We start from the raw sequence: 22,339 nt of genomic DNA, 5'->3' as shown, positions 1-22,339 counted from the left end.
ACAGGAGCAGACATGCCCCGTCACACCGCCACCCCGTTCCTCCGACGCAAGAGCACCGCCGTGGCAGCCGCCACGGGCCTGGTCGCGACCGTGGCGGCCGGCGTGTGGCTCTCCAACGCCTTCGCCACACCGTCCGGTTCCGCCGCCGAGAAGCCCGTCAGGCTCCCGGGGGCGAACATGTCCGTCGACTACCAGCTCGGCGGGGCCTACCCACCCGCCCCGGGCGTCCGCGCCGTGTCCCGCGACCGGTCCGCGAAGCCGGTGCCCGGGCTGTACAACATCTGCTACGTCAACGCCTTCCAGGCCCAGCCCGACGCCCTGGGCTGGTGGCAGAAGAACCATCCCGACCTGATCCTCAAGAACAAGAACAAGCGCCCGGTCATCGACGAGAACTGGGACGAGGCACTGCTCGACACCTCCACGGCCGACAAGCGCGGCCGTCTGGCCGCGATCGTCGGCGGCTGGATCGAGGGATGCGCCAAGAGCGGCTTCCAAGCTGTCGAACCGGACAACCTCGACTCCTACCAGAGGTCCGGCGGCCGCCTCACCCAGGCGGGGAACGCCGCCTACGCCACACTCCTCGCCCGCACGGCTCACGCCTCGGGGCTGGCCATCGGGCAGAAGAACACCGCCGAGATGCTCCCCGACCGCAAGAAGACCGGTTTCGACTTCGCCGTCGCCGAGGAGTGCGCCGAGTACAACGAGTGCGGCGCGTACGCCAAGGCGTACGCCGACCGGGTCTTCGTCATCGAGTACGACACCCGGAATTTCAAGAACGCCTGCACCCGCTGGGGCAGTTCGCTGAGCATCGTCCAACGCGACCTCGACGTCACCCCCCGCGGCTCCGACGGCTACACCTACCGGTCCTGCTGACACCCCGTCCGGCCGCCGCGCGTATCCTCCGGGGTGTGACGATCACCGTGCGCCGGTCGCGTCCCGACGACCATGCCGCGATCCTGTCCCTGATGGACACGGCGCGCGGAGAGGGCCTCAGCGACGAGGAACGCGCGCGGCGGGGCTTCGTCCAGGGCGCCATGGACCAGGAGGTCCTCGATCGTCTCCAGGCGGGCCCCGGCATCTTCGTCGCCGAAGTGGCGGGCGAGTTCGCCGGGTTCGCCATGACGAGCGAGCCGACCGGCCTTCCCCCCGGACACCCGGCCGCGGCGGCCGTCGAGGCCGTCCGGGAGGCGTCCGAGAGGCGCGACCCCGGAAGGCTCTTCCTCTACGGCCCGGTCGCGGTCGACGAACGCTTCCAGGGCCGTGGACTCCTGACGGCACTGCTCACGGCACTCGGCCGGGCACTGGAGGACTCCTACGACCTGGCCGTCGCCTTCGTCGAGCTGTCGAACGAACGCTCCCTGGCCGTGCACCGGCACTACGGGATGACCGAGGCCGCGCACTTCGAGACGGGCGGCCGGTCCTACGCGGCCTTCACCTTCGCACCCGGGACCTTCGCACGGCGATAGCCCGAGGCGTCCGCCCCCGCTGCGCCCGTTGTCCGCGCCCTGCGCGCCCTCCGAACCGGTGGAATCGGTGGATGTGCCCGTCGTACGGGTGCGGCCCGCGGCAAGCTCGGAAAGGCGACCGCGCGGGTGCCGCCCCGGCACCCGCGCGCGGGGCGCCGAGGAGCGGGCGGGTCCGCGGCCGACCGCGGGAGGGACAGGGCGAGGTGGGTTGGCGGACTGAGGACTTCGGAGAGTCCCACGAGGGCATCGCGGGAGCCGTCCTCGCCGACGGCTCCGAACCCGGACCCGTGTATCTGGACATCGGCGGCGGGTTCGCGGGACACCCCACGAGCGAATGGTGGGCGTACGACGGCCGGTTGCACCGGCCCAGGGCAGCCGCCTGCCGGGGTGCCTGCGCCTGCGGCTGGCGCGGTCGCAGCCATCGGATCGACTGGGACCGGGTGACGGACGGCCGACTGGACGAGGTGGATGTCTCGGGCCCCTACGACGACTGGTGCGAGCACATCCGCGCCGTCGAACGCCGGACGGTGCCGCTGCCCAGGGATCTCGACGAGACCATCGAGCAGTTGGAGACCCGGCTGACCACGCTCGTCCGGCAGGCACCGATGGCCGCGCTGAGGGCGGTGGTCCGGCTGGAGCGCCTCGCCGCCTCCGCCGGCCGGGACGCCGCCTGCGCCGCGGAGGCCGACGAGGTGCCGCCCGAGACCGTCGGTGAGGCCCTCGGCCTCAGCGCCGACTCGGCCGGATCCCTGCTGACCGCCTACCTCCAGTGCTTCTGACCGGCCGCCAGGTCCCGGAGAAGGCCCCCGCTCACAGCCAGCCCAGCGCGCCGAACAGGACCAGGGCCAGGGCGTCGACGCCGAAAATCGCTCCCACCGTGATGACCTTGGTCCGCACCCGGGGCATGTCGTGGACGACGAAGCACGCCACGAAGAACGGGGCGTACCCGATGAGGAAGATCAAGTAGGGGACACCGGCCCGCCACCAGCTCCAGTCCCAGGTGAGCACACCGGCCCGGTGCAGCAGCACCTCCACACCCACCGCGGCGGCGGAGTTCACCGCGACCAGCACCGGCCGGTTCGGCAGCCCGAGCAGACGAGTCCCGCGCGGCGGAAGGAACTTCGCCGCCACGACACCCATGACCGCGAACATGAAGCAGATCTCGATGTTCAGCCCGATGAGGATCTGGTACGCCGTGTGCCCCCGGGCACCCCAGACCGGCGCGCGCCCGCTGAAGTGGAAGACCAGCGCGTTCCCTATCTCGTTGAACCAGTCCATGCCCCACAGGGCGAGACCGGCGAACAGCACGTTCCAGTTTCTGCGTTCGGCTTCCACCGCGTACACGTACAGCACGAGCAGGAGCAGCGGGATCACGTACCACTGGAACTGGCTCGCATCGCGCAGATGCTCCAGTGCCGCCCGGGCGTTGTCCGTCATGCTCTCCCTCTCGCATCGGCTTCGCCCTGCACATCACCGGTGCGAGCGCGCCGGACATGGGCGGCGCGGCGACGGCGGACGTGACGCGGATGGCGAGGACCGGCCTGTTACTGGCCGGTAAGAATGATGCCGGGGGAGGTGGCCCGTCAAGATGTCGATCACGCCCGGGTCCGCTGCGGACCTCTGTTCCGGTGTGATCTGGAGCACACCACATCGGGTCTTCCGATCGGGCCGCGGGAGGCGTACGTTCCGGTTTACCTCGCGATGGCGTCCTTCGGGGCGCCGGTCCGCCGGTTCCGGGACGGCGGGCCACGCGGGGCCCAACTGAAAGCGAGCCCTCCGCGCTACTCCTTCGGGGGCTTGACCGCGATGTCGAGGTAGAAGGCGTCGATGCTGCGGACCGCGGCCTCGAATTCCTCCAGGTTCACCGGCTTGGTGACATAGGCGTTGGCGTGATGGCGGTAGGCGCCGGTCACGTCGTCGGGGGCGGCGGACGTGGTCAGCACGACGACCGGAATGGTGCGCAGATCCGCGTCCTCCTTGACCACCGCGAGGAATTCCCGTCCGTTCATGCGCGGCATGTTCAGATCCAGCACAATGAGGTCGGGCCGCTCGTTGTCCGGATCGTGCAGATAGTCCAGGGCCGCGATGCCGTCGGCGACCTGGGAGAGATTGCGGGTACCGCGCTCGGTCAGGGCGTCCTGGATGAGCATGGCGTCGGCGACGTCGTCCTCGACCAGTAGCACGTGGTACGGGCGGATTGCAGCGGCAGCCATGATCACGAGCTCCGGTGTGTGAGAAGGGAAGCCGGGCGGCCGCGACAGTCTCCCCGCGGGACGGCGGAGGCGGAGAGCGGACCAGGCATGACAGCACCCTACGGCGTTGATCTCCTCCGGGACAACATGCGTTGTCAGGTCACGGGTAGAGTGTGCTGGCCGCGCACCCCGTCGTGGCCCGGATCGCCGAGGGAGAGATTCGAACCGCGATGAACAGCAAGCCGTCCGACAGCGAGGGTGTCGTCTCCGGCTGGACCACCCGGCGCTGGCTGCGGGCCGGGGTGGCCACCACCCTGGTCGTCCTGGCCGTGCTGGGGTCGCTGGGTGGCTGGGCCATGTGGCGCACCTCACAGCTCACCGGTGAACTCGTGGACAAGCGTTCTCCCGCCCTGATCAACGCGATGCGCGTGGAAGAGGCGCTGGTCAACCAGGAGACCGGAGTCCGCGGCTACGGACTCTCCGGCCGTGCCGACTTCCTCCAGCCGTACACCCAGGGCGTGGCCGACGAGAAGGCCGCCCTCGGCCGTCTGCGGCCCCTGACCGCTGGCGACGACCACGCCCGCGCCGACCTGGCCGAGGTGGAGAAGCGCGCCGACATCTGGCAGAACCGCATAGCCCTGCCCATTTCGTCCGCCTCCCCCCAGGAGGCCGTCAAGGTGGCCGCGCAGCGTACCGACGAAGGCAAGGCCGCCTTCGACGCGCTGCGCGGCGCCATGGCCCGGCAGCAGTCCCACCTCCAGAGCGCCCGCTCCGACGCCACCCGGGAACTGCGCCGGTCGATGACGCTGCGCAACTGGACGTTCGTCATCATCGCTGCCGTCATCGCTCTGGTGGCCGCCCTGGTCTTCGAGGGACTGCGCCGCGGCATCACCAGCCCGCTCACCCGGCTCGGCTCGGCGGCCCGTGAGGTGGCGCAGGGCCGCTTCGACCGCTCCCTCACCGGCACGGGCCCCGCGGACCTCCGCCAGCTGGCCGCGGACGTGGAGTCCATGCGCCGCCGCCTGGTGGAGGAGCTCCAGTTCAGTGAGGCCTCCCGCCGACTGCTGGACGAACAGGCGACCGACCTGAAGCGGTCGAACACAGAACTCGAACAGTTCGCCTACGTCGCCTCGCACGACCTCCAGGAGCCGCTGCGCAAGGTGTCCAGCTTCACCCAGCTTCTCCAGCGACGGTACGGGGGCCAGCTCGACGAGCGGGCGGACCAGTACATCGGCTTCGCCGTCGACGGCGCCAACCGCATGCAGGCCCTCATCAACGACCTGCTGGCCTTCTCCCGGGTCGGCCGCGTCCACAACGACCACCAGACCGTCGACCTGGAAGAGGTGCTGGACCGGACCCTCGACACCCTCAGTGTGTCCGTCGAGGAGAGCGGGGCCGAGATCACCCACGAGGCACTGCCCACCGTGGTCGGGGACGCCGCCCAGCTGAGCATGCTCTGGCAGAACCTGCTGTCCAACGCGGTCAAGTTCCGCAGCCCCGACCGGCTGCCGCGCATCCACATCGGCGTGGTGGCCGAGGGCGACCTGTGGGAGTTCGCCGTGACCGACAACGGCATCGGCATCGCCCCGGAGTTCCAGGAGAAGATCTTCGTGCTCTTCCAGCGCCTGCACACCAAGGACGCCTATCCCGGCACCGGAATCGGCCTCGCGATGTGCAAGAAGGTCGTGGAGTTCCACGGCGGTACGATCAGGATCGACTCCGACTACAAACTCGGCACCCGCGTTGTCTTCACCCTTCCCGCCAACGCGCCCGCGCTCCAGAAGAGAGAGGCGCACCAGTGACCGAGCAGCACCTCGCGGGCGCGGAGCAGTACCACATCCTGCTGGTGGAGGACGACGACGGGGACGCCCTCCTCGTGGAGGAACTCCTCCACGACACCGACCTCCCGCACACCCTCGCACGCTGCCGTACCGCCGCAGAGGCGCGCACCGCACTGCTGGCGGGCCCCGTCGACTGCGTCCTGCTCGACCTGCACCTGCCCGACGCGTCCGGAGTGGACACGGTCCAGGCGGTCCAGACCGACACCCCTGCCGCCATCATCGTCCTGACCGGACTGGACGATGCCCGCGCCGGAGTCGACTCCCTCGCCGCCGGCGCCCAGGACTACCTGATCAAGGGCAAGGTCGAACCCGACCTGATGCAGCGCGCCGTCCGGTACGCCGTCCAGCGAAAGCAGGCCGAACGCGCGAACGCGGCCCTCCAGATCGGCCGGCTCCGCGCCGAGGAGAACGCGCGCCTGGAGCGCGGCCTGCTGCCCGAGCCGCTGCTGTCCTCCGCGTCGGTGAGGGCATCCAGCCGCTACTACCCCGGCCGCGCCCAGGCTCTGCTGGGCGGTGACTTCCTGGATGTCGTCCAGACCGAGGACGGCCAGGTTCACGCCATCATCGGCGACGTCAGCGGCCACGGTCCGGACGCCGCGGCCCTCGGCGTCTGCCTGCGCATCGCCTGGCGCGCGCTGACCCTCGGCGGCCACCGCGACCGGCAGCTGCTGCATCTGCTGGAACAGATCCACACGGCCGAGCGTGCTGTGAGCGACCTGTTCACGACCTGCACCCTCATCACCCTCGAACCCGACGCGGCCACCCTCACCCTGCACCTGGCCGGCCACCACGAGCCGCTCCTGCTCACCCCGGACGGCGCCCAGGAGGTCTCCGCGGGCCACGGAGTGGCCCTCGGCATCGCCCCGGGGCTCGGCAAGTGGCCGCGCACCACCCTCGAACTGCCCCGGCGCGGCGCCCTCATCGCCTACACCGACGGCCTCGTCGAAGGCTATGCGGGCAACACCGGCCACCGCCTCGGAGTGGACGGCCTCCTGAGCATCGTCGGCTCCGTCACCACCGCGGACCCCGACGCCCACCTGGACCGGCTCATCGCCGAGACCCGCACCCTCAACGCCGACCGGCACACCGACGACCTCGCCGTGCTGCGCCTGGACTGGAACCTGGACGCACACATCCCCGTGGCAGCGGCGGGGAACGCCGTGTGAGAGAGGCCCTTCCGGGCGGCTGCGGTCACGAAAGCAACTCCCCTCCCGGGAAGCTGACTTCGTGACCGCAGCATCCGGCGGGACTGGCGCACTGCGGCGCGACGGGAGAGCAGAGAGCACCCGGCCGGGCATGGCTATGCCGACCACCGGGGCGGTGCGGGGCCGCAGCCCTCAGCCCGCCAGCACATGCCCCTCACCGAAGTCGAACGCCCGTGTGGCCTCGCTGAGGGGCGAAGCCCCACTTGATGTAGAAGCGCCGCCCCAGCCGTCGGGGTGCCCGTAGAGACTGTGGATCTCGGCCAGCCCCGGCCGGGTGGCGGACGGCGCGAAGGCGCACAGCTCCAGCGCCCCGTCCGTCCTGCGGGACCGTAGGGTCACCCTGCGTGGCCCGGCGGGCGCACGCACTCACCGGACGCTCCCGCCGGGCCCGGAATTCCTGGACACCTCTGTGCGCTGATGAAGCCAGAGAACGCCGATCAAGCCAGGCACCCGGGAACGCCGCCGTACGGCCGAGCAGCCCGAGTGACCGGGGCACGAGATTTTTGGAGGGGCCGACATGGCAGCGCAGACACAGAGGGCCGTGCTGGCGGGCGGATGCTTCTGGGGGATGCAGGACCTGATCCGTCGGCTGCCGGGTGTGAGGGGGACCCGGGTCGGATACACCGGCGGTGACGTGCCGAACGCGACCTACCGCAACCACGGCACCCATGCGGAGGCCATCGAGATCCTCTACGACCCCGAGGAGACCGACTACCGCGCCCTCCTGGAGTTCTTCTTCCAGATCCACGACCCGAGCACCAAGAACCGCCAGGGCAACGACATCGGCCTCAGCTACCGCTCCGCCATCTACTACACCGACGACGAGCAGAAGCGGATCGCCGAGGACACCATCGCCGACGTGGACGCCTCCGGACTGTGGCCGGGCAAGGTCGTCACCGAGGTCGAGCCGGCCGGTCCCTTCTGGGAGGCCGAGCCCGAGCACCAGGACTACCTGGAGCGCTACCCGGACGGCTACACCTGCCACTTCCCGCGGCCGGGATGGCGGCTTCCGTCCCGCACGGAGCGCTGACCGCCACCGCGCACGGCAGCTCCGGCCCCGCGCCCCGACCCGGCCGTCACCATCGGGGGTACGGCGGCCTGTCCGGCGGTGGCGTGGAGGGAACCCAGCAGCCCCAGGGCCCCGGCACTGGGGCTGCCCGGTTCGGCCTGGTAGACGATGAGTTGCTGGCCCGGCGCGTCGCACACGTCGAAGGCATGGTAGGTCAGGGTCAGCGGGCCGACGTCGGGATGCAGAAGACACTTGGCGTCCCGCGTCTTGCCCCGTACGACAGGGGTCTTCCACAGACGGGCGAAGTCCGCGCTCCCCTCGCCGAGAGAGCGGACGAGTTCCCGTAGCCGTGGGCTGTCCGGGTCGAGACCGGCCGCCTGCCGCAGATGACCCACGGCGGCCTCGGCGGTCGCTTCCCACCGCCTGTAGAACTGCCGCCCTGCCGGATCGAGGAAGATCATGCGGGCCAGGTTGTCCGCCCGCTCGAAGGGCGAGTGCAGGGCCTCGGCCAGGGAGTTGGCCGCCAGCACGTTCAGGGTTCCGTTGATGACGAACGCCGGGGCTCCCGGGTGGCCGTCCATCAACTGCCGCAGACCCGGACCGACCCGGTCCGTCGTATGGACCGGCCGACGGCCCGGCGCGGTCCCGGCCAGCCGGTGCAGATGCACATGGGCCTCGGGGGACAGCCGCAGGGCGCGGCCCAGCGCGTCGAGTATCTGCGCCGAGGGATTGCGCTCGCGCCCCTGTTCGAGACGGGTGTAGTAGTCCGCGTTCACCCCGGCCAGAACGGCGATCTCCTCCCGCCGCAGCCCGGCGACCCTGCGCACACCATGGCTCACCAGCCCGACGTCCTCCGGCCGCAGGGCCGCCCTGCACGAACGGAGGAACTCTCCGAGATGGTTGCCCGTCATGCCCTCAGCCTAGGCGGCCGCCGCGCTGCGCTGCCTGGGTGCCGTACACCCAGGCAGCACACGTCCTGGTCGGCGGTCCTCGCCCCGTCCAGACTCGGCCGGGCGGAACAGCTCCGCACCCGACGACCGAGAGGGACAGCAGGAATGACGCACACAGCCAAGATCGTGGCAGTCACCGGAGCGAGCAGCGGCATCGGCGAGGCCACCGCCCGGCGCCTCGCCGCCGACGGCCACCAGCTGTTCCTGGGCGCTCGGCGCACCGACCGCCTCGACGCACTCACCAAGGAGATCACCGGCGCGGGCGGCACCGCGGCATCCCGGCGGCTGGACGTCACGGACGCCGCCGACGTCCAGGCGTTCGTCTCCGCCGCCCGCGAGCGCTACGGCCGCGTGGACGTCCTGGTCAACAACGCCGGGGTGATGCCGCTCTCGCCACTCGAAGCACTCAAGGTCGACGAGTGGGACCGGATGATCGATGTGAACGTACGAGGAGTCCTGCACGGCATCGCCGCCGCCCTGCCCATGATGCGCGCCCAGGGCGGCGGACACGTCGTGAACATCGCCTCCGTCGGCGCCTACGAGGTCTCTCCCACCGCGGCCGTCTACTGCGCCACCAAGTACGCGGTCCGCGCGATCTCCGAAGGACTGCGCCAGGAGACCGCAGGCGACATCCGGGTCACCCTGGTCTCCCCGGGCGTGACCGAGTCCGAACTCGCCGAGGGCATCTCCGACCCCGCCGCCCGGGAGGCCATGAAGACCTACCGAGCCGTGGCCCTGCCCGCCCCCGCGATCGCGGAAGCCATCGCCTACGCCCTGTCCCAGCCCCCGGAGGTGGACGTCAACGAACTCGTCATCCGCCCCACGGCAAGCGCCCAATGAGCGGCTGCGCCACCGCCCCCGGTCGGTTACGTTGGGAAAGCACCAGGTCAGAGGGGGGTGACAAGCCGTAACCCACCGGGGACGCTCCATGACCGGCCTGACCGTCATTCTGCTGCTCGTGGTCCTGGCCACGGCTGTGGCGACCGGTGCCCGGCGCTGGAGCCTGCCCGCCCCCTCCCTCCTCGTGGTGGCCGGTCTGGCGGTCGGGCTGATGCCCTGGATCCCCGAGGTGCGCCTGCCGCCGCATGTGATCAATGTGCTGGTGCTGCCGCCCCTGCTCTTCGCCTCCGCCGAGGAGATCTCCGTCCGCGACCTGCGCACCGTCTGGCGCCCGGTGACCGGTCTGGTCTTCGGACTGGTCGTCGCCTCCGCCATCGCGGTCGGCTACGTCGCCCGGGCGATCACCCCGCTCACCGCCGCGACCGCGTTCATCCTCGGCTCCATCCTGGCCAGCACCGACCCCGTGGCCGTCACCGCGCTGGGCCGCCGCCTCTCCCTGCCACCCCGGGTGCAGGCCATGGTCCAGGCCGAAAGCCTGTTCAATGACGCCACCTCCCTGGTCCTGTACAAGGTCGCGGTGGCCACCGCGGTGTCGGGCAGTGTCATCACCGTCTTCGGGACCGTCGAGCAGTTCCTGATCCTGGCCGGCGGCGGTGCCCTCATCGGCGCGGCGGTCGCCGCAGTGGTGTCCCTCATCCGACGACGGACCGAGGATCCCATCCTGGAGACCGTCATCGCACTGGTCACCCCGTACGCCTCCTACGTCGTCGCGGAGGAGTCGCACACCTCCGGCGTGACCGCCGTCATCGTGGCCGGAGTCGTCCTCGGCAGCACCAGCCACCGACACAGCAACGCTCCCATCCGGCTCCAGGTCCACGCCGTCTACGCCACCGTGACCTTTCTGCTGGAGAGCGTCGTCTTCGCCCTCATCGGCCTGGAGCTTCCCTCCGCCGTGCGGCAGCTCGCGCGGGACGAGCACGGCTGGCCGCTGTGGGTTCCGGTGATCACGTTCACCGTGCTCACGATCCGCCTCCTGTGGATCTTCCCGCTGTCCGCCCTGATCCACTACCGGCGCGGGGAGGGCGACAGCCGGCTCTCCTGGCGTGTCCCGGCCGTCCTGTCCTGGGCGGGAACCCGGGGTGTCATGCCGCTGGCCGCCGCGCTCTCCATCCCCCTGACCACCCAGACGGGAGCGCCGCTGCCGCACCGGTCGCTGATCCTCACGCTCACCACCGGGACCATCGCGCTCACTCTCGTCTTCCAGGGCTTCACCCTCGCCCCCGTGGTCCGCCGGTCCGGTATCGCCCTGGAACCCGAGCACACCGCCCGCGAGGAGGCCCAGACCCGTCGGCGCATCGCCCGCGCCGCTCTCGACGAACTCAAACTGCTCGGCGATCCGGAGCAGTTCTCCGATCTGGGCGCCGCCTCGGAGGCCGCCCTGAGACAGGCCCGCCGCCAACTCGAAGCGCGCGTCCAGCAGGCGGACGAGGCCCACTACAGCGATCCGGACGCCAGGCCCGCCGACGCCTACCGCGAAATACGGCGGACACTCATCGCCATCGAGGCGGCCGAACTCCAGCGCCTCTACGAGGCCAACAAGATCAGCAGCGCCACCCGGCGCCGGATCCAACGCGAGCTCGACCTCGAAGAGGCCAGCCTCCGCGCACGCGGCTGACACCTGAACCTACGGCGCGCAGTAGACAATCGGCGTGATGGAGTACTCCTGGTCGGTCGACAGATTATGGAAGTTCACCGTCCAGCTGTCATTGGGATTCGAACTGGTGGAGCGGAAGCTGTTGACGGGGATGACCTCGTCGCCCGCGAGCCACCCGCCGGAAATCGCCGTCTGCCCGTTCGGACAGACCGCGGCCACGGCCGTCGTGGCTTCCGGCTCGATCGTTGTGGTCGTTCCGAACACGGGTGTGACACTGGCGGTACCGGAGGGCCCCTGAGGCCCGGTGGCTCCGGTATCACCCTGGGCCCCGGCTGCTCCGGTGTCGCCTTGAGGCCCGGCGGTTCCCTGGGGCCCGGTTCCTCCTTGGGGTCCGGTGGCTCCGGTGTCGCCTTGGGGTCCGGCGGTTCCTTGAGGCCCGGCGGTTCCCTGGGGCCCGGTTCCTCCTTGGGGTCCGGTGGCTCCGGTGTCGCCTTGGGGTCCGGCGGTTCCCTGGGGTCCGGTGGCTCCCGTGTTGCCCTGGGGTCCGGCGGTTCCCTGGGACCCGGTCTGGCCCTGGGGTCCGGTCTCTCCCTGGGGTCCCGTGGTTCCGGGAGTTCCTTGAGGTCCAGCGGCGCCGGTGCCCCCCTGGGGTCCGGCGGTGCCGGTGGCGCCCTGAGGTCCGGTGCTGCCCGTGTTGCCCTGCGGTCCGGTGGCTCCGGTTCCTCCCTGGGGTCCCGTGGTTCCGGGAGTTCCTTGAGGTCCAGCGGCGCCGGTGCCACCCTGGGGTCCGGCGGTGCCGGTGGCGCCCTGAGGTCCGGTGCTGCCCGTGTTGCCCTGCGGTCCGGTGGCTCCCGGGTCGCCCTGAGGCCCACTGGCCCCGGTGGCTCCGGTCCCGCCCTGGGGCCCCGTCAGTCCTGTGTCGCCCTGGGTGCCTTGGGGCCCGGTGGCTCCGGCGGAGCCCGTTGCTCCCTGCGGTCCCGTAGCACCGGCGCTGCCCTGAGGTCCGGTGCTTCCCGTGTCGCCCTGCGGCCCGGCGGGTCCGGTGGCTCCCGTTCCTCCCTGCGGTCCAGGAGATCCGGTTCCTCCTTGGGGTCCGGTGGCTCCGGTGTTGCCTTGGGGTCCTGCGGTTCCCTGGGACCCGGTCTGGCCCTGAGGCCCCATTCCTCCTTGAGGCCCCGCAGCTCCGGTACTTCCCTGAGGTCCAGCAGGGCCGGTGCCCCCCTGGGGCCCAGCAGTTCCGGTGGTGCCCTGGGGCCCCGCAGAACCCGTAGCACCCTGAGGCCCCGCAGTTCCGGTGGTACCGGTCTCGCCCTGCGGCCCTGCGGGACCGGTAGCTCCGGTGTTGCCCTGAGGGCCCGTAGGTCCGGCAGACCCGGTGGCTCCCGTGTCGCCCTGCGGTCCGGCAGCTCCGGTGCTGCCTTGCGGTCCGGCGCCCCCGGTAGATCCCGTAGCCCCTTGAGGACCGGCGGACCCGGTGTTGCCCTGAGGTCCCGCGGGCCCCGCGTCTCCCTGCGGCCCGGCACTTCCCGTGCCTCCCTGAGGCCCGGTCGGCCCCGTGGCCCCGGCCCCACCTTGAGGCCCAGCAGGCCCGCTGCTGCCTTGAGGCCCGGCGGCCCCTGTTCCACCTTGAGGCCCGGCGGACCCGGTGTTGCCCTGCGGCCCAGCTGGCCCCGTCCCACCCTGCGGCCCGGCGGACCCGGTATTGCCCTGCGGCCCCGCAGAACCCGTAGCACCCTGAGGTCCCGCAGGACCAGCCCCACCCTGTGGCCCAGTGGCCCCGGAGCTCCCCTGAGGCCCGACAGCCCCTGTATTCCCCTGAGGTCCGCTCGGCCCCGTAGCTCCCGTGCCGCCCTGAGGCCCTTGTGCTCCGGGAGGGCCCTGGGGGCCCGGTTCGCCGCACACGGGCACCGTGCTGGAGACTTTGACATAGCGGGCAGCCACCCAGCCCGGGCGGTTCGCGAGCCTGTACCACGTCGTATTCCCGTCGACGCTTTCCCCACGCGCCGCGCACCAGATACTGATCCATGCATCCTTGGGGTAATAACCCAGCTCGGCAGAGTGACTTGTCGGCAAGGCGCGGATACTGACACCGTTTCGGGCCGTAACAGTCCCCCGGACGCCGTTCGGTGAGGGGTCGTGCGAGTCCCTCGGAGCCGTAATCCCTGACAGTGCGGGGCCCTTCGGCCCCGGAGCTGCCGCGGCGGACTCCGACAACTCACAGGTCAGCCCAAGACTCACCGCTCCCAGAACAAGCGATGAAACGACAATCCTTCGCATTGGGAACCACCACGCCTTCCACCGCTCACACGCAACCAAGGGAGATGTGAAGAGAAAAGCGCATATGCCGCCGAGATGCGCGTTATGACACGAACAGATAGAATGATAATTTTTCTGCGTTCCGTTCGGCCCCCGCCAATAGGCGCGGAACTGCTCCGGGCCCGGTCAGATCGCGGGGCTCGGAACCCGGGTGTACGTCAGTCCATTGCTGACCCCCGCGGTGGTGGTGACCGTGAGGGTGACCGCCCCGGCAGTTCCCGCCGGGGCGACGGCGCTGACCTGAGTGGGGGACAGGACGACGAATGACGCGGGAGTGCTGCCGAACAGGACGCCGGTGGTGGTCGTCAGACTGGTTCCGGTCAGCGTGACGACATCGCCCAGGAAGGTCGGCCCCTGGTCGGGTGCCAGCCCGCTCAGGGTGGGCGTGTCGAAGTAGCCGTAGCCGACCGGGTTGCTGGTGCCGCCCGGGGTCGTCACCGTGACGGCCGCGGAACCCGCCGCGTGGGCGGGGGTCACCGCGGTGATCTGGGTGGCGGAGTTCACGGTGAACGAGGTCGCCGCCGTCGCGTCGAAGCGCACCGCGGACGCGCCGAGCAACCCGTCCCCGGTCAGCGTCACGCTGGTGCCGCCCGCGGTGTTGCCCGAGGTGGGGGCGATGGACGTCACCGTCGGCGGTGGGGCGTAGAAGAAATACACGCTGGGACTGTCCGGGTTGTTGGTGCCGCCCGGGGTCGTCACCGTCACCGCGGCGGAACCGGCTGTGTGGCCGGGCGTCACCGCCGTGATCTGCGTTGCGGAGTCGACCGTGAAGGTAGCGGCCGCGATGCCGTCGAAGCGCACCGCCGTCGCGCCGGAAAGGTTGGTGCCCGTGAGGGTCACCACGGTGCCTCCCGCGACCGGCCCCTGACCGGGGGAGATGCTGGCCAGCGCGGGAGCGACCACATAGGTGAACGTGAGCGAGTTGCTGGTGCCGCCCGGGGTGGTCACCGTGACCGTGACGGCCCCCGCCGCGCGGGCGGGGGCCACCGCGGTGATCTGGGTGGGGGAGATCACGATGAACGAGATGGCCGCGGTTCCGCCGAAGCGCACGGCCGACGCGTTCGTCAGATTGGTGCCCGTGAGCGTGACCACGATGCCTCCCCCCAGCGGACCCTGACTGGGCGTCAGGCTCGTCAGCGCAGGGGCGACGACGTAGGTGAAGGTGACGGTCTGGGTGCTGGTGCCCTCGCCGGTGGTGACGGTGACATTGACCGCGCCGGATCCGGCGGGACTCACCGCGATGATCTGCGTACTGCTGACGACGGTGAACGAGATCGCCGCGGTTCCGCCGAACCTGACGCTTGTCGCACCGGTGAAGCCGGTACCGGTGAGCGTGACCGTCGTCCCGCCGGACAGCGGCCCCTGGCTGGGACTGATCGAGGAGACGACGGGGGCGGCCATGGCTGTACTCCTTCAAGCGGCACGGCGTACGGGTCCCGATGCGGACCTGCCCGGCACACCCGTCGGCGCCGGGCGGGCGCTGCCCTTCCGGGCGGAGCAAGGTGCCCCGCCCGGAAGGGTGTTGAACGACTGACCCTGGGGCTGCCGGTTCAGATGCCGGGGCCGGCGACGTAGGTGAAGCCGCCGACGTCCGTCGCGGATCCGGCGGGGTTGGTGACCACGACGTCGGCGGCACCGGCCGTGCCGGACGGAGTGACGGCCGAGAGCGTGGTGGAGCTGACCACGGAGAACGGTGCGGCGACTCCACCGAACGTGACCGACTGGGTGCTGCCGAAGTTCGTGCCCGTGATGGTCACCGCGGTGCCACCCGAGGTCGGGCCGGAGGACGGGTTGACCGTGGTGATCGTGGGTGTGTCGATGTAGGTGTAGGACAGGCCGTTGTTGGTGCCACCGGCGGTCGTCACACTCACCGACACGGGCCCGGCCGCAGCACCGGCCGGCACCGCCACCGAGATGGACGCGTCGGAGATCACGGTCGGGGTCGCGGTGACACCGCCGAAGGACACACTGGTCGCCGTCGACAGACCGGTGCCGCTGATGGTGATCGTGTTGCCGCCCGCCAGGGGCCCGGAGGAGGCGCTCAGGGAGGACTTGAACGGGGCGCCGACGTAGAAGAAGGACACCGGGTTGCTGGTCCCGCCCGACGTCGTCACGGTGACCCCGACCACACCGGTCCCGGACGGCGAGACCGCGGTGACCTGGGTCGGCGAGACATTGGTGACGTTCGTGGCGGGCTTCGTACCGAATGTCACCGCGCTGGTGCCGGTGAGGTTGGTGCCCGTGATGGTCACCAGTGTGCCTCCGCCGGTGGAACCCTGGGTCGGAGAAATAGGCATGGGACGCTCCTTCTTCCTGCTGGGGTGGGGGTGTGAGGAACCGGCGGAACGGCCCGGGGGCAGCGCGGACGGACGGCGCCGTCAGCTCTGGCCGGCCACTCCGGGTGGAGGGGGAATACGGTTCGGGAATGCTGCCGGACTACGGCGTGGGAATGGACGATCGTCCTGGAACCCAAGGCCTGGCGCGCAGCAGCCCCTGCCGTCTCTCTGGGCATGCGAAAAACCGGCAAACGCTGCCCGTCTGAACGTTCTCCCGGCACGGGGATGGGCAGCCCGCCGGTTTCACGACCTCAGTGACGCATGCCCCCGTTCGAGTTAACAAGGGACCGTCAAATCCATCACTCGAATGGAGTAATTTCACGGCTCCCACCCCGCACTCCACACGGCGGCCGCCGCCCCGGTCACCCCTGCCACGGGCGTCGACTCGGAGGGTCGGGCCGACAGCGTGCGAACCTCCGGACCCTACTCCGTCCGGCGCTGCTCGGTCTGGTGCTACTCGGTCCGACGTCACTCGGTTGACGGCGGTCCGAGGGAATGCCCGCCCCGTCTTTCGCCCTCCGTCCGGGGTGTCCGGCCTTTTCCCTCGCAATTCGGCGGGCCGGTGCAATGGGGCTTCGAATGCGGAAGCGGGCCAGGGCTGAAGTCCCGTGCGTGGTAAGGGGATTTGAAACGCGGCGGAGTGGGACCCGGTGGAGGAGAGCAATGAGGCAAGTGAAACGATTATGCTCACCTGTTCGAGTGATGGGTGCAGAATTTACTTGCTGATGCCCTGGCCCGAGAGATTGGATGTGAATATCCAACCGGTGGGCCGCCCATCCTCTCCGGGGGAAGCGGCAGTTCAGCCGATTTGCAGTGCCCCTCGTGGGCAGCGCGGGAGCTGGTTTGTCGCGATGGGCACCTCCGTTGAGGAAAATGGATCCGGTCAGCCGGTGCCGTCCAGGCACCGGCTGACGCGGCTTGCGGGCTGTCGCGCAGATGAACAGCCGGGCAACCTGTCACTACACCCCATTGATCCCACTGGTTTTTCATGACAAGTTCGATCCATGACGTATCCCCAGACGACGGTCCCGGTCCGCTACGCCCGATGGGACGGGGTGGGCCGGCCCTTCACTCTCGTATCGAGCAGCACATCCCTGGTCCCCGAGCGCGGTGCCCTGCTGGTGCGCGTCGACCTGGCCACCCTGTGCGGCAGCGATCTGCACACCGTGGAAGGACGACGTCCCTCACCGGTACCCGCGCTGCTCGGCCATGAGCAGGTGGGGACCGTGGTGGGCGTGGGGGAGGGAGGCGTCCGCTGCATGGACGGGACGCCGGTCGTGCCCGGTATGCGGGTCGTCTGGTCCGTCACCTCTTCCTGCGGCGCCTGCGAGCGGTGCCTCAGAAAGCTGCCGCACAAATGCCTGCGACTGCGCAAGTACGGACATGAACCGCTCCATGAGAACGCCCCGCTGACCGGCGGATTCGCCACCCACTGCGTCGTCCTCCCGGGTACCGCCGTCGTCGCGGTTCCGCGCGACCTGCCCGACGAGGTGGCCAGCCCCGCGTCCTGCGCGACGGCGACCGCCGCGGCGGCCGTCTCCGCGGCCGGACCCCTGGACGGGCGTCGCGTGCTGGTCACCGGGGCGGGCATGCTCGGGCTGACGGCCATCGCCATGGCCGCCACCGCGGGCGCCCGAGTGGTCGCGGTCGACCCCAATCCCGCTCGGCGCGACCAGGCCCTTGTGTTCGGTGCCGCCGATGCCGTCGACGGCTCCGGCGCGCCCGCCGCGGCCGACGCGGCCATGGACTTCTCGGGCCAGTCGGCGGCCGTCCAGCACTGCATCGACGCGCTCGACGTCGGCGGCAGAGCGGTGCTGGTCGGATCGGTCTCGCCCGGCGCGAGCGTGGCCCTGGACCCCGAGCGGGTGGTGCGCGGGCTGCACACCGTCGTCGGCGTGCACAACTACTGCCCCGAAGACCTCGCGACCGCGGTGCGCTTCCTGGCCGCGCACCACCGCACCTTCCCCTTCGCGGACCTCGTCGGCCATACGTACGCGCTGGACTGTATGGAGGAGGCGATCACCGCGGGCCGCCGCGGCGAAGCGCCCAGGCAGGCCGTCGCTCCCGGACTGCTGTAGAGCCTCTCGTGTGGATCAGGCCGGGCTCGCGGGCCCTGGCACCGCGCCTCGCGGCGTTGTCGTCGGTTGCCATGGCTCCGCCATGACGCCCTCCACCGCCTTGCGACGCTCGGCACCGGACCCCGCTCCCTGGCCCGGCCCGATCCAGACGAAAGACCCTAGAGCCCCGCGGTCCGGGCCGCGCGCGTATTGGTGACGGTCACGGTGGCCACGTCCGGCCGATAGCGGTCGTCGGACCACTCGATCGGCAGGCCCTGGGAGTCGGTCGTCAGGCGCCGTTCCCTCAACAGCGGTGTCCCCGGCGCCACATCGAGCAGTTCGGCGTCGACGCTGTCGGCCGCGACGGCGTCGAAGGTGTGCCGGGCCGAGGCGAGGTCCACGCCCTGCTCGGTGAGCAGGGCGTAGATCGACCCCGCGTCGAGGTCGGCGCTCAGCAGCGGTCGGCCCACGGCTTCGGTGTAGGTCATCCGCTCCAGCATGGCCGGCTGACCGTCGAGCAGTCGCAGCCGCAGCAGTTGGACCGCCAGTGCGTCCGTGTCGATCTGAAGGGCCGCCGCCACGGCGGGGCCCGGGCGGCGCAAGGCGATCTCCTGGAGGCGCTGGCCGGGGGCACGGCCGGTCAGCTCGGCGCGCATGGTGAAGGAGAGAAACGACTCGAAGGGCTGGGACGGCACCGCGTCCAGCACCAGCGACCGCTTGCCCTGGCCGCCGCCGACCAGGCCCTCTTCGCGCAAGGCCGCCAACGCCTGCCGTACGGGTGTGCGCGAGGCGGAGAACTCCTCGCACAGATCCGCCTCCGAGGGGAGGAACTCCCCGACTTCGATGGCACCGCTCCGGATGCGCTGACGCAACTGTGCCGCAATGACGCTGTGCAGAGGCTCCTTCACACGCCTGACCCTACAGGTGAGGACCTGTGGACCGGATCACGGCCAGAAGTATCGAGAGCCGATCAACATGTCACTACAACATTGCCGACTCCCCGGCCCTCCATGCCTCTCCAGTTGCCCGCGATCAACGGATCCACCCATTTCCCCGGCTTTCCCCGGTCCTGGCGACGCGCAGGCAAGATGAACAATCGGTGACCTGTAAGTACAAGTCGTTGACGGGGTCCGCGGCCGACTGCGAGAGTCTCGCCAAGCCCCCGGACAGGCGCGCTGAGCCGATGCCGTCGCTCCGCGGCGGTCACCGCGTGCCGCCGCCCCGAGTCCCGAGGGCGTACTCGTGCCTGGTCGGCGCCCGCCCACCGGACAACATCCCGCAGCTGACTGCCCCCGGCCACCCTCCGAACTGCAAGGACAACCATGCCCACACCCACCCGGCCGGTCCGCCCCGACACGGCAGGCGCAGCCGTCGAGGACGGCGGTGCGGTACTCACCGCCGTCCACGGCGCCCTGCCCGCCGCGAGCCTCGCCCCCGACGCCCCCGAGCGCGCGGCCGCCGCGGACCGTCCCGCCGTATTCGACGCCCACGACCACGGAGGCACCCGGTGACCACCGACATCCGGCCCGCAGACGTCCGGACCACCCTGGACGATGCACCGCTGAGCACCTTCCACCTCAAGGCCGCCGTCGTCGCGGGCGCCGGATTCTTCACCGACTCCTACGACCTGAACGTGATCGGCACGGTGATGCTGCTGGTCAAGCCGCAGTTCGGCCTTGACGCCGGCCAGGTCTCCCTGGTCACCAGCTCCACCCTGATGGCCGTCGCGATCGGAGCACTGGTCTTCGGCCGCCTCGGTGACCTACTCGGCAGACGACGGGTCTACGGACTCGAAGCCGTCCTGATGATCGTCGGAGCCCTGGTCTCCGCATGCGCCCCGAACTTCGCCGTGCTCCTGCTCGGACGGCTCCTCCTCGGTCTGGGAATCGGCGGCGACTACCCGGCCAGCGGCGTGATCATGACCGAGTTCGCCAACCGCCGCAACCGCGGCCGCCTGGTCGGCCTGACCTTCCTCTTCTATGTCCTGGGCCAGGTCGCCGCCTACCTCGTCGCGCTGCTGGTCCTCGCGGTCGGCGTGCCCGACCACATGGCCTGGCGGATCGTCCTCGCCCTCGGCGCGCTGCCTTCGCTGTTCGTCCTGTGGAACCGCAGGCACATGCCCGAGTCGCCGCGCTGGACCCTGGCCGTCGCGGGCGACGCCGTGCAGGCGGCCGAAGACCTGGCCCACTACTCCGGCCGGAAGGTCACCCGCGAGGCGGACCGGACGACGCCCCAACGGCCGCCGCTGACCGCGATACTGCGCGGACGCCGCTTCCTCCTCGCCCTCCTCGGCACGGCAGGAGCCTGGTTCTGCTTCAACGTCGCCGTCTACGGCAACTCCGTCAGCCAGCCCCTCCTGATCGCCAGCATCGCCCCGGGCACCTCGACCCTCCGGAACATCGCCCTCAACGCCGCACTCGTCCTCTGCTTCAGCCTGACCGCCGCCGTCGTCGGACTGGCGCTGCTCGACCGCGTCCCCCGCCGAAGGCTCCAGATCCTCGGCTTCTCCCTGAGCGCCCTGTCGATGCTTCTGATCGCCGCCATCGGCGGTCTCACCCACACCGTGGTGCCCTTCGCCCTTGTCTTCGGAATCTCGCTGTTCGGTATCGCGCTCGGCCCGAACTACACCACCATGCTGCTGGCCGCCGAGAGCTATCCGACCGCGGTCCGCTCCACCGGCCACGGCCTGTCCGCGGGAATCGCCAAGATCGGCGCCTTCCTCGGGGCGCTCATCACCCCGCTGGCGCTCTCGCACTACGGCCTGCGCGTTGTCACCCTCATCGCGGGCGTGTGCTTCCTCCTCGGCATCGCCGCCACACTCGTCCTCCGCGAACCCAAGGATCTGGCGCTCAGCGACCTGGACGTGAGTGCGCCGGACACCAAGGAAGCCGCACTGGTCTGAGGGCGATGAGCCATCGGCGGGCCCCACGGTCCCGAGCCGGGCCGGGGGAGCGGCTCCGGGCTGATCCCGCTGTTGCGAGACAGTGACAAACCGCCTGCAACGCATCCGACAGAAGGGACATCTTTTGGTGTGAGAACGCGCTAATCGCGCAATGCCGAACCTTCGGTGCAAAACCGGATGTTCTTCTTGAGAGGTATGGATTCATGATCGTCACCAAGCGGCACTCCCTGCGTATCGCTGCTGTCGGCGTCCTCAGCGCCGCCTCCGTTGCCCTGGCGGGCACCGCGATGGCCGCCGCTCCTGCCGCGCACTCCGTGCCCTCCGCCGTGGCGCAGAAGACCGTGGCCGCCAAGGCCTCGATCACCGCCAAGCCGTCCGTTTCCTCGGTCTCCGCCTGGCAGCTCTTCCGGGTCACCGGCACGACCACCGGTCTGAAGGCGGGCAGCAAGGTGACGCTCCAGCAGAAGCAGCACGGCAAGTGGGTCACCCTGCCCGCCTCCGCGCCCGTCTCGCGCACCGGCTCCTACTCGCTGGGCGTCAAGCTCGGACTGAAGGGCAAGAACGACCTGCGCATCGTCAACGGCACCACCGCTTCCCCGGTCTTCAACGTCACCGTGCGCTGAACCGTGTCGCCGGGTCGGGCACGGGCAACCGCCACACCACATCCGCGACTGCCCCGCCCGACCCGCCGACCACCACACCCCGGATGCCCGGACGAGAGCCTGACGGCCCCCTGTCCGGGCATCCGCTGCGCCTACCGGTCCCCCTCGATGAACCCGTCTTCCTCTGTCTCTGACTCGCTCGGCGACCCCAGGGACGCAACCACCGGAGCCGGCAGGGGACGGAGTGCACCAAGTGAGCGGCCCAACAGCCGACCAGTGGGCGCGGCAGGCCGGAGAGGCGAGTCGACCCGGCGGGGCGTCGGCCAGTCCCGCATGCTCGCCATCGTGGTCGAGCCGCCCCAGCTGAGGCGGACGTGTCCTGAGGGCAGTTCGTCGGGGGAGGGGCAGTCGCCTTGGAAGGGTTCACCCGACTCCAGGCACGTTGCCAGGCCGTCGAACAGTGCGGCCAGGCTGAGTGCCCAGTGGGTGGCGTCGATGATCCCGCACCCAATGCCCATCTCGTAGACATGTCCGTAGCCCGGGCCGGGGTGATGGTCGACGAAGACCATTCCGGCATCGATGGAGTGCGCGACGGGGACCCATCGGTGGGCATGGCCGTGGAGATCGTCCTCCTCCCGCCCCATGGCGAAGGCATCGCTGTCGGCCGCCAGCCACTCCTGCACATCGGCGATAAGTCCCGTTCCGCTGAGCCGGTATCCCAGTGGGAGGAAGGCTCCCGCGTCACGATTGTCCGGCTCCGGATGTTTGAGGACGCCGTTGTGGCGCTCCAGAAGGATCCTCAGATGAGGGTGGAGCGGGAAGCCGAGTTGTGTTTCGAGCGTCGTGATCTCCTCGGCCGTGGCAGGCGGTTGCAGGGCCGCGTGGTCAATCGGACAGTGCGCGACCAGCCAGGACGCGAAGCTGTCCCAGGCCGCACCGAATGCGAGGACTTCTCTGGTCATGCCTGGA

The 22,339-nt window shown here is 70.4% G+C and carries 20 protein-coding genes; 12 read left to right on the top strand and 8 right to left on the bottom strand.

The window, feature by feature from the left end:
* The first annotated feature begins 12 nt into the window (after positions 1-12).
* The 3 genes from ACIHAA_RS24020 (at position 13) to ACIHAA_RS24010 (ending at position 2,245) form a co-directional block, all read left to right on the top strand.
* Positions 13-873 (top strand): endo alpha-1,4 polygalactosaminidase, encoded by an 861-nt coding sequence (locus ACIHAA_RS24020; protein WP_399820437.1) that lies wholly within the window; start codon positions 13-15, stop codon positions 871-873.
* A 35-nt stretch (positions 874-908) separates the two neighbouring features.
* Positions 909-1,466, top strand: a complete 558-nt coding sequence (locus ACIHAA_RS24015) for a GNAT family N-acetyltransferase (protein ID WP_399820435.1) — start codon at positions 909-911, stop codon at positions 1,464-1,466.
* A 203-nt stretch (positions 1,467-1,669) separates the two neighbouring features.
* Positions 1,670-2,245 (top strand): hypothetical protein, encoded by a 576-nt coding sequence (locus ACIHAA_RS24010; RefSeq protein WP_399820433.1) that lies wholly within the window; start codon positions 1,670-1,672, stop codon positions 2,243-2,245.
* 31 nt (positions 2,246-2,276) lie between these two features.
* On the opposite strand, the gene ACIHAA_RS24005 is transcribed toward ACIHAA_RS24010, so the two are convergent.
* Positions 2,277-2,903 (bottom strand): hypothetical protein, encoded by a 627-nt coding sequence (locus ACIHAA_RS24005; protein WP_399820431.1) that lies wholly within the window; start codon positions 2,901-2,903, stop codon positions 2,277-2,279.
* A 344-nt stretch (positions 2,904-3,247) separates the two neighbouring features.
* Positions 3,248-3,679 carry a response regulator gene (locus ACIHAA_RS24000; RefSeq protein ID WP_399820429.1) on the bottom strand — a complete coding sequence of 144 codons (432 nt, stop codon included), beginning with the start codon at positions 3,677-3,679 and terminating at the stop codon, positions 3,248-3,250.
* Between the two features lie 209 nt (positions 3,680-3,888).
* On the opposite strand from ACIHAA_RS24000, the gene ACIHAA_RS23995 reads away from it, so the two are divergent.
* The 3 genes from ACIHAA_RS23995 (at position 3,889) to msrA (ending at position 7,734) form a co-directional block, all read left to right on the top strand.
* A complete protein-coding gene (locus ACIHAA_RS23995; protein WP_399820427.1) occupies positions 3,889-5,460 on the top strand; it encodes an ATP-binding protein in 1,572 nt (523 codons plus the stop codon).
* A complete protein-coding gene (locus tag ACIHAA_RS23990; protein ID WP_399820425.1) occupies positions 5,457-6,665 on the top strand; it encodes a PP2C family protein-serine/threonine phosphatase in 1,209 nt (402 codons plus the stop codon). Before ACIHAA_RS23995 ends, ACIHAA_RS23990 begins: the two co-directional genes overlap by 4 nt.
* Positions 6,666-7,221: 556 nt before the next feature.
* On the top strand, positions 7,222-7,734 hold the full coding sequence (msrA, locus tag ACIHAA_RS23985; RefSeq protein ID WP_399820423.1) for a peptide-methionine (S)-S-oxide reductase MsrA: 513 nt from the start codon (positions 7,222-7,224) through the stop codon (positions 7,732-7,734).
* Here the strand turns inward: msrA and ACIHAA_RS23980 are convergent.
* Positions 7,677-8,624, bottom strand: coding sequence for a helix-turn-helix domain-containing protein (locus ACIHAA_RS23980; RefSeq protein ID WP_399820420.1), 948 nt, complete (start codon positions 8,622-8,624; stop codon positions 7,677-7,679). The two genes, msrA and ACIHAA_RS23980, sit on opposite strands and share 58 nt — an antisense overlap.
* A 144-nt stretch (positions 8,625-8,768) precedes the next feature.
* On the opposite strand from ACIHAA_RS23980, the gene ACIHAA_RS23975 reads away from it, so the two are divergent.
* Together ACIHAA_RS23975 and ACIHAA_RS23970 are read left to right on the top strand one after the other, a co-directional pair.
* Positions 8,769-9,503, top strand: coding sequence for an SDR family oxidoreductase (locus tag ACIHAA_RS23975; RefSeq protein ID WP_399820419.1), 735 nt, complete (start codon positions 8,769-8,771; stop codon positions 9,501-9,503).
* A gap of 88 nt (positions 9,504-9,591) precedes the next feature.
* Positions 9,592-11,178 (top strand): Na+/H+ antiporter, encoded by a 1,587-nt coding sequence (locus tag ACIHAA_RS23970; protein ID WP_399820417.1) that lies wholly within the window; start codon positions 9,592-9,594, stop codon positions 11,176-11,178.
* 9 nt (positions 11,179-11,187) lie between these two features.
* Here ACIHAA_RS23970 and ACIHAA_RS23965 read toward each other — a convergent pair whose 3' ends face one another.
* The 3 genes from ACIHAA_RS23965 to ACIHAA_RS23955 all read right to left on the bottom strand — a co-directional run bounded on the left by ACIHAA_RS23965 (position 11,188) and on the right by ACIHAA_RS23955 (position 15,770).
* Positions 11,188-11,421: a hypothetical protein gene (locus ACIHAA_RS23965; protein ID WP_399820415.1), complete on the bottom strand. Its 234-nt coding sequence runs from the start codon at positions 11,419-11,421 to the stop codon at positions 11,188-11,190.
* A 2,178-nt stretch (positions 11,422-13,599) separates the two neighbouring features.
* Complete coding sequence (locus tag ACIHAA_RS23960; RefSeq protein ID WP_399820413.1) at positions 13,600-14,874, bottom strand: IPT/TIG domain-containing protein; 1,275 nt, start codon at positions 14,872-14,874, stop codon at positions 13,600-13,602.
* Between the two features lie 149 nt (positions 14,875-15,023).
* Positions 15,024-15,770 carry an IPT/TIG domain-containing protein gene (locus ACIHAA_RS23955; protein ID WP_399820411.1) on the bottom strand — a complete coding sequence of 249 codons (747 nt, stop codon included), beginning with the start codon at positions 15,768-15,770 and terminating at the stop codon, positions 15,024-15,026.
* A 1,043-nt stretch (positions 15,771-16,813) separates the two neighbouring features.
* On the opposite strand from ACIHAA_RS23955, the gene ACIHAA_RS23950 reads away from it, so the two are divergent.
* Positions 16,814-17,887, top strand: a complete 1,074-nt coding sequence (locus tag ACIHAA_RS23950; RefSeq protein ID WP_399820409.1) for an alcohol dehydrogenase catalytic domain-containing protein — start codon at positions 16,814-16,816, stop codon at positions 17,885-17,887.
* A gap of 158 nt (positions 17,888-18,045) precedes the next feature.
* On the opposite strand, the gene ACIHAA_RS23945 is transcribed toward ACIHAA_RS23950, so the two are convergent.
* Complete coding sequence (locus ACIHAA_RS23945) at positions 18,046-18,774, bottom strand: GntR family transcriptional regulator (protein WP_399820408.1); 729 nt, start codon at positions 18,772-18,774, stop codon at positions 18,046-18,048.
* Between the two features lie 414 nt (positions 18,775-19,188).
* Between ACIHAA_RS23945 and ACIHAA_RS23940 the strand changes: the two genes are divergently transcribed.
* From ACIHAA_RS23940 to ACIHAA_RS23930, 3 genes are all read left to right on the top strand, one after another.
* The gene (locus ACIHAA_RS23940; protein ID WP_399820406.1) at positions 19,189-19,377 is read left to right on the top strand and encodes a hypothetical protein; all 189 of its coding nucleotides are present in this window, start codon (positions 19,189-19,191) and stop codon (positions 19,375-19,377) included.
* A complete protein-coding gene (locus ACIHAA_RS23935) occupies positions 19,374-20,768 on the top strand; it encodes an MFS transporter (protein WP_399820404.1) in 1,395 nt (464 codons plus the stop codon). The genes ACIHAA_RS23940 and ACIHAA_RS23935 overlap by 4 nt, the downstream gene beginning before the upstream one ends.
* A 203-nt stretch (positions 20,769-20,971) precedes the next feature.
* A complete protein-coding gene (locus ACIHAA_RS23930; protein ID WP_399820402.1) occupies positions 20,972-21,391 on the top strand; it encodes a hypothetical protein in 420 nt (139 codons plus the stop codon).
* Positions 21,392-21,522: 131 nt separating this feature from the next.
* Here the strand turns inward: ACIHAA_RS23930 and ACIHAA_RS23925 are convergent, their stop codons facing one another.
* Complete coding sequence (locus ACIHAA_RS23925) at positions 21,523-22,332, bottom strand: SMI1/KNR4 family protein (RefSeq protein WP_399820400.1); 810 nt, start codon at positions 22,330-22,332, stop codon at positions 21,523-21,525.
* Between the last annotated feature and the right edge of the window lie 7 nt (positions 22,333-22,339).

Source organism: Streptomyces sp. NPDC052040 (assembly GCF_044548405.1).
GTDB lineage: Bacteria > Actinomycetota > Actinomycetes > Streptomycetales > Streptomycetaceae > Streptomyces.
The sequence above is the reverse complement of the archived record's forward strand: the minus strand, read 5'-3'. Positions and strand labels throughout refer to the sequence as shown.

Excerpts from the sequence above, each read along its gene's own strand:
- ACIHAA_RS24020 (WP_399820437.1), top strand. The coding sequence starts at position 13 with ATGCCCCGTCACACCGCCACCCCGTTCCTCCGACGCAAGAGCACCGCC.
- ACIHAA_RS24005 (WP_399820431.1), bottom strand. The coding sequence starts at position 2,903 with ATGACGGACAACGCCCGGGCGGCACTGGAGCATCTGCGCGATGCGAGC.
- ACIHAA_RS24000 (WP_399820429.1), bottom strand. The coding sequence starts at position 3,679 with ATGGCTGCCGCTGCAATCCGCCCGTACCACGTGCTACTGGTCGAGGAC.
- ACIHAA_RS23995 (WP_399820427.1), top strand. The coding sequence starts at position 3,889 with ATGAACAGCAAGCCGTCCGACAGCGAGGGTGTCGTCTCCGGCTGGACC.
- msrA (WP_399820423.1), top strand. The coding sequence starts at position 7,222 with ATGGCAGCGCAGACACAGAGGGCCGTGCTGGCGGGCGGATGCTTCTGG.
- ACIHAA_RS23980 (WP_399820420.1), bottom strand. The coding sequence starts at position 8,624 with ATGACGGGCAACCATCTCGGAGAGTTCCTCCGTTCGTGCAGGGCGGCC.
- ACIHAA_RS23975 (WP_399820419.1), top strand. The coding sequence starts at position 8,769 with ATGACGCACACAGCCAAGATCGTGGCAGTCACCGGAGCGAGCAGCGGC.
- ACIHAA_RS23970 (WP_399820417.1), top strand. The coding sequence starts at position 9,592 with ATGACCGGCCTGACCGTCATTCTGCTGCTCGTGGTCCTGGCCACGGCT.
- ACIHAA_RS23960 (WP_399820413.1), bottom strand. The coding sequence starts at position 14,874 with ATGGCCGCCCCCGTCGTCTCCTCGATCAGTCCCAGCCAGGGGCCGCTG.
- ACIHAA_RS23955 (WP_399820411.1), bottom strand. The coding sequence starts at position 15,770 with ATGCCTATTTCTCCGACCCAGGGTTCCACCGGCGGAGGCACACTGGTG.
- ACIHAA_RS23950 (WP_399820409.1), top strand. The coding sequence starts at position 16,814 with ATGACGTATCCCCAGACGACGGTCCCGGTCCGCTACGCCCGATGGGAC.
- ACIHAA_RS23940 (WP_399820406.1), top strand. The coding sequence starts at position 19,189 with ATGCCCACACCCACCCGGCCGGTCCGCCCCGACACGGCAGGCGCAGCC.
- ACIHAA_RS23930 (WP_399820402.1), top strand. The coding sequence starts at position 20,972 with ATGATCGTCACCAAGCGGCACTCCCTGCGTATCGCTGCTGTCGGCGTC.
- ACIHAA_RS23925 (WP_399820400.1), bottom strand. The coding sequence starts at position 22,332 with ATGACCAGAGAAGTCCTCGCATTCGGTGCGGCCTGGGACAGCTTCGCG.